Consider the following 12340-nt stretch of genomic DNA (forward strand, 5'->3'; position numbering starts at 1 on the left):
CGAAGGCGTAGTAGACGCCGACCGTACCGCCAGCGACGACACCCGAGCTGGCATTGTTCGGAAAACCACCCTCATAAACGGTGCCGCCAAGGCCGTTGCCTGCGTAGGTGCCCGACGTCCAGCTGAACGTCGCATCGAAGAAGGTACGGAGCACCCCGTACTCGGTCGCCGTACGGGTATCGATGTTGAAGCCTTCACGCGAGCGCCAAGTGTAGCCGTTCGTGAAGCGATTGTTCGCGCCTCCCGCGCCCGAGATGTTGCCGATATTGACTGCGTTGCTGTTCACGAGAACGTCCGAGCGCAGGTAGCCGCCGAGCTTGATACAGCTGTCGGTGCCCGGGATGTAGTAAAATCCGGGACCATACAGGGAGCACACCTTCACATACTCGACCGCTTTGGCCTTGACGGGAAGATCGGCCGCCAGAGCTCCGCCCACCGCGATTAGTGTCGCCGCAGGGCCGAGGATCAGGCTCTTAATCAATTTCATGTTAACCTCCAAGTTATTGCGTCTCAAAGCGATCGACTCCGCCGCCCGGACTGAGACCGACCACTCTTGCCCCCTCGTCATCCTTGACCACGCAGCGTCTTCGCGAACCAACTGATCAAATTGCCAACGAGCGTTGCAGCGCGCGACCTCCACGGCGCGTGTCGCTACGCTGACAGATTGCTTCGGAAATAGGAGTTCGAACTTTGTACGGAGAGAACAGAACGTCCATTCGCTGCGCAGACTGTGCTTTCGTGAGGACACAACGGTCCGCAACGAACCGTCGGGCATCGCAAACGTCGCTACGTACACTGGGTTGCTTTGCGGCAGAACCGAACAGGTAAACTTGCGCGACGAACGTCACCTTTGCCAGGCACTGCGCCATCGCCCGCTGATCGCGCAGTCTTGAACCAGGTCAATGTCGGCGCCTGGTCAATTGGAGGTATCGCGCAACAAGCTGTTCTCGGCGTCACCAATCAACTGCGAACTCTGGCAAATCAAGTTTTATTCGGCCGACTTCAATGGGATGAACCGCACTGTACCGTTGAATGGGTCAACGGACCGCAAAACTCTTTGGCCTTCCCCTCCTCCGTGTCAGCCCCACGCCTACCAGAAGCGTTTCCAGGAATGCCGGGCCTGTGGGTCAACTTCGTCAACCAGAACAAGGCCGCTTAGACCAGCATCGCTCGGTTGAACATTCGCCGTTCATACGATGCCAGCCACCGCGACGCCACCGAAGCTGCCAACGAAGGCTGGACGCCAGAGACAAACACGATATCTCCGGTCCGCGCGGAGACGTTCGACCCGATCGCCATGATCGATCGCCTCGTTCAGAATGTGGGAAGGATGGATCAGCGCGCGCAGCGATCGGCTAGCATAAAGACTCCGCTTGATGCGCGGCGCTCATATCTTCAGCTGAAACATACGCATTTGAGATAATGCTGTAACAGCTGCAAGCGCGCTGCTGAAGGCGCTTGCGCTCGTCTATCTGCAAGACGCCCCGCTTTTTGCGGATCAACCCCTGCTCCTCAAATCGGATAAGCGTCTCGGTTACCCCCGCACGACGCAATCCCAGCACGGCAGAAAGGTAGTCGTGCGTAACCGGAAGAACGGCGCCATCGAATGCATCGGATGCCAAGCAGAGCCAGCACGCCAACCGCTGCTCCAGATCGTGCCGAACACCGCAGAGTCCAGTTTGAGCGGAATGCATGAGGAGTGCTTGAACATATCGCCCGAGGTGTCCCCGGATTTGAGGGCGCTCGTTCACGACGCGACGCAAATCGTCGACGCGGATCCTCAGAGCGCTCCCAGGAAAGAGCACGGCGGATTGGTGGATTGGGAGATGAGCTCCGAGCAGAAACGACGCTCCGACCGCTCCTCGATATCCCACTACGGCCGTCTCAAGGATACTTCCCGCCGCAACAATCCTCAGCGAGCTGACACTGGACTCAATGAAGTAAACGTAGTCGACTTGCCTTCTCGGCTCATGCAAGACCATGCGCTCTTTTAGGATGATGGGCTCGAGAAACCCACCTATGGCCGCAAGGTCCCGTAGAGAGAGACTGGCCAGAATTGAGTTTCTTACAGAGGCACGATTGTTGGACTGCGCAAGCATTTAGTCTTTCCCCCGAATAGGCGATTCTCCCAATGGTTTGTCCCCGTGTGCTTGCGCTCCAGGTCGAAGCACGCCGCGAAGACAACGAACCTTTCCCAAGCGGCTCGTCGCTTTCCGTCGAATCCAAGTTCGCATTATCCCGTCTTATCAATGCTCAGTTCAATGCAGGGGCTATGGAGGCCCTCCGCCCCGAGAGTGAGATCGTTGAGGTACAGTGCGCGTGCCTGCTCGAGCTGATTCTGCCGCCATCCAGGCAGAGCGAACGCCCCGATCTGTCCCGCACGAATCAGCATAACCGGCTTCGCTTCCATCTGGTCGAGACACTTATCCTTCGATTACAGTCAGCGAAAAGAACTCCTGAAGACTTGTCTGCTGATCAATATTCCAGATGTAGTCGAGCACTTGATCCTGCTTCGACTCATTCCAGACTTTCGCAACGTTCTTGCGGAATTTTCGTTCAAAGTCAGCGCGTTTCATCGGCATTCCGGCGAGCCCCGGAATGGTGTCTACTTGGTGCGAGATCACGCGCCCGTCGTGGAGAACCGCACTCACCCTGTTCGGAATGGCTCTCGGCGACATCCTGGTCAACGCCTCATCCGGCTTCACCGAGATCTTTTTCAGCAGCGCACGAACTCTGGAATCGCGAATAGCGGTCGCGGAGTAGCTGTCGTTGGTGATCTCGCCATCGAGCATGGCCCTTGCGACGATATAGGGCAGGCTGTGATCCGCGGTCTCCTTCGTTTCCGGTGCCCATTTCTCCGGATCCCGGCCCGCCGAAAGATATGTGAATTGGGTGGTCGCTATTTCGACCGACGATATCTGGTCAAGATCGCCGACCTGAGCAGCAACCCTCCCCGCTGCGGGGATCGCAGTCAGCGTTCCCCCCTGAGCCGGATACAGTTTCACCCCGCAATCATGGATACGAAAGCCTCCGCCTTTGCCGCCGAACTCGTTGACCTCAAGTGCGAACGGACCAGAAACCTGTTTAAACAATCCGGCATGCCCCTCGAAGACCGGCGCAGGACCGGTCACGCCCTGGCGCGCCAGAAGCGCCGCGAACACACCATTGCGCGCCGCGTCCGCATCGGCGAGTCCCTTCCAATCGGACAGGACCTGCACCCGCGTCTGGTTCATGGCGATGTGGCCGTTGACGGCAAGGTTCACCGCCTGCGCAAGCTGCTCGGTGGGTAGCCGCATCAATTTGCCTGCCGCCAGGGCCGCGGCCGGCAGACTATAGATCGGATGGTCCCACCCCATTCGCGTCAATTCCGCGGCATCCATCAGCCGGCAGGCGATCTCGTAGGCGAGGACGATCGACACGAGCAAATCGCGCCCGGACCGATTCTCGGCCTCGGCAACGGCGAGGCACGCTGTGATGTTGTCGCTCGGATGTCCCGGCTCCCTTCCAATATAGACATCGTTGAAATCATAGTAGCGAAACGCGGCACCGTTGGCGAACGTCGCGAGATCCGGGCTCGTGCGCCGCTGGGTTCCAATGACGGTCGAGGGGCCTCCGGGCGAGGAAAGAGCCACCGTCCTGCACGCGCGAACCGGCGCTTCCCCATACGCGGCAACGCCGCATCCAAGCGCGTCGATGAGATGCGACTTCACCGTTTCGATCGTCGCCTGATCGAGCGCATCGAACTCGATTTCCGCCACGTAGCGCGCGAGCTCATGCGCGAGATCGCCTTGCGCATGAGCCCCAGTGGCCAGCATCTGCGCACACATCGGAACGAGCCCCATGCTGGCCAGGAGCACAGAACGCCGGTCGACTGTCTTTATCATCGTTGGTTTCCTTAATTTCCTGCAACTTGGAATTTGCGGCCTGCCTTTCAAGAGAGGCAGTATCGCGACCTTAGAGCGCTCTGCTGCTCAGTGAGGTCCGAATGCTCGAGCGCCTCGAGGCTGCGACCTGCGGTGTCGGGCCCGAGGAAAAGAAACGCTGGAACCATCAGCAGATATAGCAGCCCGACGCCGCCCACGACCGACAATGGATTGTCGACGAGCCGCAATGCTCCGCTAACCGCAAACGGGGTCAGCGCCGAGCTCATCCGCCCAAGCAGAGTGGCCACCCCGATTCCGCGCAAGCGCACGCCGGTCGGCAATATTTCCGGAAGATAGATTCCAAATCCCGTCGCCGAAACAAAATAGATGGTCGTCGTCAGCACAAGCCCCAAGGACGTGAGCCACAACGCCGACGCATGCAGCGGATAGGCGAATGCCGCGACCGCCGCCAAGCATGATGCGGCGACAAGCAGTCGCCGTCGTTCGAATCGATCGGATAGCCCGATCGCAAGCGCGGGACCGAGGGCACCGCCGGCGAAGCTCAGGCCGGACAACGCAAAGGCCGATGCACCATCGAATCCTCGCCCAATCAAGATTGTCGGCAACCAGCTCGCAAAGATGAACACCGCAGAGAGCTGGCATATCTGGAACAGTACCGCCAAAGCAAACCGTCGTCGCGTGCCGCCAGTGAGGAGAGCGGACCAGCCGAGATCCTGAACCGGATCCGGTAACGGTTCAGGCTCCGAGAGAACTGTGCCTCGTGCCCGCAAGTTCTTCTCGATCTCGGCTGCGCCTAGATCAGCCTCGGCCAGGCGCCCTGCCGAAGCCAGCCAGCGGGGGCTTTCGGGCAGCACCGAAGGCCGCGAGAGGGCGAGCGGCAGCACGAGGGCGGAGAGAAAAAAGAGCGCGCGCCAGCCTTCATCGGACGGCAAATTCGGCACGATGAGCCAGGCGACGAGCGCGCCGGCCGGGAGAGATCCGTTGATGAGAAGGGCGACGATGGACTGCATCCGACCGCGGTGAAGTTTGGGTACCAGCTCACTCAGATAGCAGTAGCCAGCGGGGATCTGCATGCCGAGTGCAAGCATGGTCAGCATTCGGAGACCCAGCAGGGTCGGGTAGCTCTGCGCGAGCCCACACGCCGGGCTCGCAAGCCCATAGATCACGATATTCGCGATGATCAGCTTTCGTCGGCCGTATCGATCTCCGATGATGCCCGACAGCGCCGATCCCAGAGCTGCCGCGAGCAACGAGAGGGAAATAAGCCAAGCCCTCTGTGGCTCCGCCAGGAGCCCAACCTTGACGAGCGACGGCATGACGAGCCCGGTCAGGGCAATATCATAGCCATCGAAGAACATCGCGGTTCCGACGAGGGCGCAAGCCAAGACGTGAAAGCGCGACAGCGGCAGACGCTCGAGACGCCCTGCGATATTGACCGCATCCGCGCTCGAACCCGCAGCGGCGGGAAGCCCCTGATCCAATTTTCCAACCCTCATTCTTTGTTATTTTAGCTCGTCAGGTCGTACCGCCGGTGCTGTCACCTACTTCCCGGATCACTGTTTGACGCGATTGACAGCGTCTCCCGCGCTCGCGCCGCGACCGCCTCATCCACAAACGTTCCGTCCTCGAGAACAAGCGCGCCCCGCCCTTCCGCTGCCGCCTTGCCGTAGGTCGCGAGAATGGCTTGGGCGCGGGCAATATCCTCGGCGCTGGAATCGAATGCTGCGTTGACGATCGAGACTTGCGAAGGATGGATGCAGGAGCGTCCGAAAAAACCCAGCGCGCGATCTTCGAAGCAGGCCTGGCGCAAAGCCTCGCTATCGTTGATCGGGGTGAACACGTGCGCGACCGGCGGCTCCAGCCGCAAGAGCCGCGAGCGCGCGACGAGTCGCATTCGCGCATACAGCGTCTCGACGCGCGCCGGCGTCGGTTCAGCACGCATATCGCGCACGAAATCAGCCGCACCGAATGCGAAGCGCTTGATCCTCGCCGACGCCGCGGCGAGGTCATCCAGGCCGTACAACCCTGCGACCGTTTCGATGAGCGGCTGGATCAGGATGCGCCCCGAGGTTTGATCGGCCGCCGCCTCGAGCAGCGTCAGTTGATCATCGAGGCGACGAATGAGGTCGGGCTCCTCGGCCTTCGGAAGGAGTACGCCCGCGAGGCCACGCGCATTGAGCACGGCAACGTCTTGCAATGCGGCGGCACCGCCATTCAGGCGCACGAAGACGATCGCTGCAGGCGAAACAGCCAGGAACTCACTCACGACGTGGCGCGCCCGCGTCTTCTCGGCGGGAGGGACCGCATCCTCCAGATCGAGAACCAATGCATCAGAGCCCTTGCCGAGCGCCTTTTCGAGCAAGTCGGGCCTGTTTCCCGGGACATAGAGATACGATCTGATCGGCATCTCAGATCGCTCCCGCCTCTTTCATCGCGGCGATCTGGGCATCGCTCAACCCAAGCTCTTCCTTGAAGACCTGTTCGTTGTCCGCTCCCAAGGGGCGCCCGCTCCAACGGACCGCCCCCGGGGTCTCCGACATCCGGAAGATCACGTTCTGCATCCGGACCGGTCCGAGCTCGGGATCGTGAACCGTCGTGATAGTTTCGAGGGCGCGATACTGCGGATCCTCGAAGATGTCCGAGATGTCGTACACCGGCGCGAGCGCAGCTTCTGCTTCCTCGAAAGCAAGGACGACCTCCTTCATCGGTCGCGCGCCGATCCATTCCGCTACCTTGCTATCGAGCGACTCGACATGCTGCAGTCGCCCCGAGGCCGATTGGAACCAGGGCTCATTGACGACCTCAGGAAGGCCGACAAGCCGCATCACCCGCGCCGCGATTGAGGTCGACGACGTCGAAACCGCGACCCACTTGCCGTCGGCCGTCTTGTAGGTGTTGCGCGGCGCATTCTTGTCGGATCGGTTTCCAGTTCGCTTCTGGACCCTGCCCAGTTGATCATAGGTGATCGCCTGCGCACCGAGCACGGCCATGATCGGCTCGATCAGTGCCAGATCGATCACCTGCCCCCTACCTGTCCGATGGCGGGCGTTCACGGCCATCATCACCGCAAGCGCCCCCGCGATCCCGGAGATTCCGTCCGCGAGGCCGAACGGTGGCAAAGTAGGCGGTCCCTCCGGGTGCCCCGTGATGGAAGCAAAACCACTCATCGCCTCCGCGATGGTCCCGAACCCTGGCCGAGGGCTATAGGGTCCACGCTGGCCGAAGGCCGTCACCCGCAGGAGAATGAGACCGGGGTTTTCCGCGGCGAGCTGCTCATAGCTCAGCCCCCATTTCTCGAGAGTTCCCGGCCGAAAGTTTTCGATGACGACATCCGCATCGCGCGCCAGCCTGCGAAAGAGACGTTGCCCGTCGGGAGACCCGAGATAGAGCGTGATGGCGCGCTTGTTACGCCCAACCACCTTCCACCACAGCGGCGTTCCGTCACGCGATGGGCCGTGGGTACGAGAGCCATCGCCCTTCGGGTGCTCGATCTTCAGCACATTGGCTCCATAGTCCCCCAGCAACGTCGCTGCCATTGGTCCGGCGAACAATGTTGCCGCGTCGATGACCTTCAATCCGGCGGCCGGTCCTTCACTCACGCGCATTCTCCATCATCAGCAATGAACTTTATCATTGGGCTCCACGCATCAACGCCAATGCCGCTGGTAAAAGGGCGTTGCCCCTTCACGCATGCAGGTCCGGTCGGTCGCGAAGAAATCTGCATAGTGCAGCACATAGGCTTCCAGGCTGCGGCCGTGGAACGGCGCATTGGCTGCATGGGTGGCCACGGTGCTCACGACCAGATGGGGAAAGCCGAGATCCTTGAGCAGCATGGCGCCGACGACGCCATGCGGCAGCTCCTGCGAGAGTCTCGAAGACGCAACTTTCTCGCCATCACGGACATACATGAGGGGTTTGTCGACGTCGTGCATGGCAAGGATCGGCACCAGCACGTCGAAATCGAATTCGTCGCGCCATTCCTCCATGGCGCTGCGCGCTAAAGCGATGCCGGTCCGTGTCACTTCGTTGACGTGACGCGCGAGTTGATACCCGGGGGCCGCGAGAGCATAGGGAATGTCTTCAAGCCTCGCATGCGAGCTCGATATCCAGGCACTGATCCAGCCGGTTACCATGCGCTCGCGCACGGCCTCAGAAACCAGATCGAGCCCAAAGAGCCAGGCCTCTACCTGCTGGCGTTGCCCAGGATCGCCGCGACGAATCTCGTAAGGGGTCATTCGATCTTCATTCCTTTGGTTTCGGGAGCGAACAACAGGACCGTGATCGCCAGCAGGAAGGCGATGGTCGTCGTGAGCATTCCCGCTTGAAATCCTCGCTCGTCGCTCGCGAGCAGCCCGACGACGAATGGCGCGATGAGTCCCCCGACTCTGCCGCCGTTATAGGCGATGGCCATGCCGAGAGCGCGCGCGTGCGTCGATCGGATCAATTCCGCCGTGAACGGACCCATGCCCGCGAAGATGCCGCCGATACCGAATCCGGTCAGGAAATTGGCCGCGAGCAACGGACCGGAAGAGACCGAGAGGACGAACATGACCATCGCGCCGGCGCCGACCACGAGATAAAGCGTGAATGTCGGACGACGTCCGAGCCGGTCGACGAGCGCCGCGAAAATGATGAAGCCGGCGAGCGACCCACACTGTTGCGTCAGCGTGAAGCCGAGGCTCTTGATGAAGGCGAGGTGCTTGACGGCGACGAGAAAGGTGGGCGTCCAGGTGAAGACCGCCCAATAGACGTATTGCACGCAAAAAATGAAGGCGAAGGCGATCAAGACACCGCGGCGCGCTTCCCCCCGAAAAAGCTCGCGGAGCCCCGCGCCGCGCTGCCTCTCGCCACGGCCCCGCAGCCAGACCGGCGATTCCGGCGTGTTGCGCGCAACGAGCAGCAGGATGACGATCGGTAGTGCGCCGACGCCATAGATCCAACGCCAGCCGCCCGCTTCCAGGCCGCCGGCCATCGTGGTGACCAGGCCGACGACCGCGATCGCGAGCATGGATCCGAGTGGCAGGCCCATCTGCATGAGCGCCCCACCCTTGCCACGATGGTTCGGATGCCAAGTCTCCGCGACGAGCGACGCGCCGGCGGTCCAGGCACCACCCATTCCCAGCGCTCCGAGAAACCGCAAGGCGACGAGCCAGCCGAGCGAGCTCGCAAATGCGATCGCACCAGTAAACAACGAATAGACCAGAATGGTAAGAAAGAGCGTCCGCACGCGGCCGATCCGATCCGCGACCCAGCCGAACGCGATACCGCCCAGGATCGCGCCCGCCGCAGAAACGCTAGTCAACAGCCCGACATCAGCGTGCGATAACGCGAAGACAACAATCAAGGCAGGTGCCGTCAGCGCCAGGATGTAGATATCGAACACCTCAAAGAGCCAGCCGAGCCCGGCAGCTAGCAGCGCCCGCCAAGCGTCGTTCGTTACCTCGGCGTACCATGACCGAGGGTGGTCTTCGGAATATGCTGGTGTTGCGCCGGACAGCGGCGCATCGATGTGCTGCACAGTCGTTCCTCCCAATGTCCCTCTCTGAACGCACGCGCAAGCTGCGCGTGCGCGTGGGGCTACTTCTTCTTCACAGCGCAGGATTGCGCGAAAGCTGCAACGTCCGCCGTTCCGACCAACGAACTATCCGACGACGGCTGTGTTCCGAGCCCATCCTCGGCCTGGTCACCCGCCCCACGGAGGGCCTCACCGATCCATCCGACCGAAGCTACGCACGCCAGTCCGATTGCGCCGCCCAGAGAGACGTTCACGATGCGCTCCGCCGCGAGCGCAGCCGTCTGTCCCGAGAGGGCGACGGCAAGCGCAGTCAGGCCGTAACGAAGGGTGAGCGCCGTCAGGTAATCCTTGAAGGCGAAGAGGGTTAAGGCGGATCCCAGGATCGCGATGTCGGACGCCCACGCCGCATGCGGAACCGCGCACGCCAATGCCAACCCTGTGGGGACGCCGACGCTCGCGCCAAGCACACGGAGCCCGAGCTTTCGGTGGGCAGCTCCGGCTTCCGCGGTGACAATGCTCGCAGCGGACCATATCGCCCATTGTCCAGACGGGAGACCCCGCCACTCCACAAATGCCGCCGTGATGGCGACGGATACGGTCGCGGCCAGCACGGCCGCACCATTTTGCGTTCGCGCCCCGAAGTTGGCGGGGCGAGCGAGCACAAAAGAACTGCGAACCGCTCCACGCCGCTGGTAAGCGCATCCGAGGCCGGCGAGCAAAACCGCGAGCGCGACGGTCGCAGCCATTTGCGGCACCGGCGCGAGAATGCACTCGGCCGCAGACGACAAACCACCCACTCCCCGGCATCCATTCCCGATCTCGCAAGCGAGATAGAGTGAGGGGATGAACGTGAACGTTCCAAGCGCCCGGAGCTTGCGACCGAGCGCGTCGAGGCGAATGGCGGCGGCAGCGATGACCGTGCAAGACGCAACGAACACGACGGGCTGCCAGAGGGCGAAGCTCAACAACAAATAGCCAGCCAGAATCGCGAGGCCATGCAACACCATGCCAGGCAAAGCGAGCCCGGACCTTTCGCGCCCCAGGAGGGCCGACAGGCCGACCAGCGCCGCCTGAAGCCAGGACTCACACCCCGATGACAGAGAAAGCACCAGGATGGGCGCAACGAAGATGACAGCCCGCAGAAAGGCGCCGGGATCGATCGCGAGCGCTCGCCTCACTCGCTCCATCACAGACGCTCCAACTCCGCGACATCAATAATGCGGGCAATGGTCTGGAGCGTGTCGATGGACTGCCGATGGTCAGCATCATCGGCCGCCGCGCAGGCATCCTCTAGGATGACAACCTGATAGTCGCGGTCATGCCCATCGCGCACCGTCGACTGGACGGCCCAGGTGGTGCTGACCCCCGCGATGACGAGCCGCTCGATCTTTCCCGCTCGCAGCGCGGGCTCAAGCGGCGTACCGTAGAACGCGCTGACGCGCGGCTTGACGATGACGAGATCGGATGCCTCGACCTGCAAAGCAGGATGGAATGCGGTTCCTACCCCGCCGAGCTCGAGCGCCCTGAACTCTTGCGCCCGACCAAACATTGGCGATTGCTTCGGTTGCTCGCGATAGCTCGGCGAGAAGCCGATCTTCACCAGGACCGTGAGCCAGCCGCGCGAGCGCGCAACCGCAAGCGCCTGGTTCGCCTTCGCTACCGCACCGCGCGCGGAAACGTGCGCCGCTGAGCGAGCGACTTTCCCCTCCGGATGCGAGATGTCGACAATATAGTCCAACAATAAAAGGGCCGTGTTCATGCCGATGTAGACTCGATCCGCCTGCCAGAATGTTCGCTGGCCTGGACTATCGGCAAAACCGCTCAGTGGGGTCCAATATATTGATTGTGTAAGAATGATAATATATGCTTATCAGTCATGGAGCTCAGGCACCTTCGTTATTTTTGCGCCGTCGCGAAAGAAATGCACGTCACGCGTGCCGCGGAATCATTGCGGCTCGCCCAGCCGGCGTTGACGCAACAGATCAAGGCGCTCGAGAACGAGTTGCAAGTCGAGCTGCTGCGGCGGGTCGGCCGCCGGGTTGAACTCACCGCGGCCGGTGCCGCGTTTCGACGGGACGCGGAATCCATTCTCGAGCGGGTTCGCCTCGCCGCCCGCACCGCTCAGAACGTCGCGCGCGGTACGGCCGGTACGCTGGCTGTTGGACTCACTGAATCGGCAGCGTTTTCCCCCGCCGTCTCAAGTCTGCTGAAGCGGGCACGCGAGCACTGGCCCGAGGTCCAGATGACCCTCGTCCACGGCCATACAATCGAGTTGATCTCGCAACTTGTCGAGCGGCGCATCGACATTGCATTCATCCGGCCTCCGATCCCCGGCGACACCGAGTTGCGTTGGCGTCCATTCGTGACCGAGGCGATCAGGGTGGCCCTACCCAACGTGCATCCGCTCGCCACCCGGCGAGCGCTCAAGCCGGCCGATCTTGACACCGAGCCTTTGATTCTGCCGCGCGGCCGCGACGGAAAAGGCGCGCTGCGCGCCGAGATCGCCACCGCGTTTGCCCGGGCCGGTTGCGGGATGCGTCTCGTCCAGGAGGTGCCGGAATTCACCACCGCCATCAATCTGGTCGCCGCCGGCATGGGGCTCTCACTTGTGCCGGATAGCCTGACGAGCATGCGGCCCGACGCCGTCGTTTATAGGCCGCTGCGAGTCGCCCCGACTCTCCGCACGCAGATCACCATCGTCGCACTCGCGGCGAACAGCTCGCCTGCCGCGGAGAACTTCTACAAGCTCTCAGCCAGTGACAAGCCTTGATGACCGAGGCAATTTAGAGGGCGGGCTACCCTGGTTCACCGCCAGATCGCGGAACAATCCGCCAGTGCTTCTCGTACTGGCGGGGCTGGAGCACGGCCGGACCATCCCATTTCCGGCTGTTTCGGTGACGTCGCCTTTTGGCCCTACGCTAATCATGGGTCAACGTCGTGG

General features: G+C 61.9%; 12 protein-coding genes. 2 read left to right on the forward strand and 10 right to left on the reverse strand.

The window, feature by feature from the left end:
- Positions 1-487: porin (locus ACFFWD_RS18365; RefSeq protein ID WP_376967568.1), on the reverse strand; the 487-nt coding region annotated here is incomplete at its 3' end.
- Positions 488-889: 402 nt separating this feature from the next.
- Here ACFFWD_RS18365 and ACFFWD_RS18370 point away from each other — a divergent pair.
- Complete coding sequence (locus tag ACFFWD_RS18370; protein WP_376967570.1) at positions 890-1159, forward strand: hypothetical protein; 270 nt, start codon at positions 890-892, stop codon at positions 1157-1159.
- A gap of 196 nt (positions 1160-1355) precedes the next feature.
- Here the strand turns inward: ACFFWD_RS18370 and ACFFWD_RS18375 are convergent, their stop codons facing one another.
- From ACFFWD_RS18375 to ACFFWD_RS18415, 9 genes are all read right to left on the reverse strand, one after another.
- Complete coding sequence (locus ACFFWD_RS18375; RefSeq protein WP_376967572.1) at positions 1356-2099, reverse strand: Crp/Fnr family transcriptional regulator; 744 nt, start codon at positions 2097-2099, stop codon at positions 1356-1358.
- Between the two features lie 324 nt (positions 2100-2423).
- Entirely contained in the window at positions 2424-3827 is a 1404-nt protein-coding gene (locus ACFFWD_RS18380) for an MmgE/PrpD family protein (protein WP_376967574.1), read from the reverse strand.
- A 104-nt stretch (positions 3828-3931) separates the two neighbouring features.
- Positions 3932-5365: an MFS transporter gene (locus ACFFWD_RS18385; RefSeq protein WP_376967576.1), complete on the reverse strand. Its 1434-nt coding sequence runs from the start codon at positions 5363-5365 to the stop codon at positions 3932-3934.
- 56 nt (positions 5366-5421) lie between these two features.
- Positions 5422-6291 (reverse strand): HpcH/HpaI aldolase/citrate lyase family protein, encoded by an 870-nt coding sequence (locus ACFFWD_RS18390; protein WP_376967578.1) that lies wholly within the window; start codon positions 6289-6291, stop codon positions 5422-5424.
- Between the two features lies 1 nt (position 6292).
- The gene (locus ACFFWD_RS18395; protein ID WP_376967579.1) at positions 6293-7489 is read right to left on the reverse strand and encodes a CaiB/BaiF CoA transferase family protein; all 1197 of its coding nucleotides are present in this window, start codon (positions 7487-7489) and stop codon (positions 6293-6295) included.
- Between the two features lie 42 nt (positions 7490-7531).
- Positions 7532-8119, reverse strand: a complete 588-nt coding sequence (locus ACFFWD_RS18400) for a hydrolase (protein WP_376967581.1) — start codon at positions 8117-8119, stop codon at positions 7532-7534.
- Positions 8116-9402, reverse strand: coding sequence for an MFS transporter (locus ACFFWD_RS18405; RefSeq protein ID WP_376967583.1), 1287 nt, complete (start codon positions 9400-9402; stop codon positions 8116-8118). The genes ACFFWD_RS18400 and ACFFWD_RS18405 overlap by 4 nt, the downstream gene beginning before the upstream one ends.
- Positions 9403-9461: 59 nt before the next feature.
- Positions 9462-10586, reverse strand: a complete 1125-nt coding sequence (locus tag ACFFWD_RS18410) for an FUSC family protein (RefSeq protein ID WP_376967585.1) — start codon at positions 10584-10586, stop codon at positions 9462-9464.
- Positions 10586-11158, reverse strand: coding sequence for a cysteine hydrolase family protein (locus tag ACFFWD_RS18415; RefSeq protein ID WP_376967587.1), 573 nt, complete (start codon positions 11156-11158; stop codon positions 10586-10588). The genes ACFFWD_RS18410 and ACFFWD_RS18415 overlap by 1 nt, the downstream gene beginning before the upstream one ends.
- A gap of 117 nt (positions 11159-11275) precedes the next feature.
- On the opposite strand from ACFFWD_RS18415, the gene ACFFWD_RS18420 reads away from it, so the two are divergent.
- Positions 11276-12169 carry a LysR family transcriptional regulator gene (locus tag ACFFWD_RS18420; RefSeq protein WP_376967589.1) on the forward strand — a complete coding sequence of 298 codons (894 nt, stop codon included), beginning with the start codon at positions 11276-11278 and terminating at the stop codon, positions 12167-12169.
- Positions 12170-12340 lie beyond the last annotated feature (171 nt).

Source organism: Bradyrhizobium erythrophlei (assembly GCF_042430365.1).
GTDB classification, from domain to species: Bacteria; Pseudomonadota; Alphaproteobacteria; order Rhizobiales; family Xanthobacteraceae; genus Bradyrhizobium; species Bradyrhizobium erythrophlei.

Coding starts and splice junctions, on each gene's coding strand:
- ACFFWD_RS18415 (WP_376967587.1), bottom strand. CDS start 11,158: ATGAACACGGCCCTTTTATTGTTGGACTATATTGTCGACATCTCGCAT.
- ACFFWD_RS18380 (WP_376967574.1), bottom strand. CDS start 3,827: ATGTGTGCGCAGATGCTGGCCACTGGGGCTCATGCGCAAGGCGATCTC.
- ACFFWD_RS18410 (WP_376967585.1), bottom strand. CDS start 10,586: ATGGAGCGAGTGAGGCGAGCGCTCGCGATCGATCCCGGCGCCTTTCTG.
- ACFFWD_RS18395 (WP_376967579.1), bottom strand. CDS start 7,489: ATGCGCGTGAGTGAAGGACCGGCCGCCGGATTGAAGGTCATCGACGCG.
- ACFFWD_RS18375 (WP_376967572.1), bottom strand. CDS start 2,099: ATGCTTGCGCAGTCCAACAATCGTGCCTCTGTAAGAAACTCAATTCTG.
- ACFFWD_RS18420 (WP_376967589.1), top strand. CDS start 11,276: ATGGAGCTCAGGCACCTTCGTTATTTTTGCGCCGTCGCGAAAGAAATG.
- ACFFWD_RS18390 (WP_376967578.1), bottom strand. CDS start 6,291: ATGCCGATCAGATCGTATCTCTATGTCCCGGGAAACAGGCCCGACTTG.
- ACFFWD_RS18400 (WP_376967581.1), bottom strand. CDS start 8,119: ATGACCCCTTACGAGATTCGTCGCGGCGATCCTGGGCAACGCCAGCAG.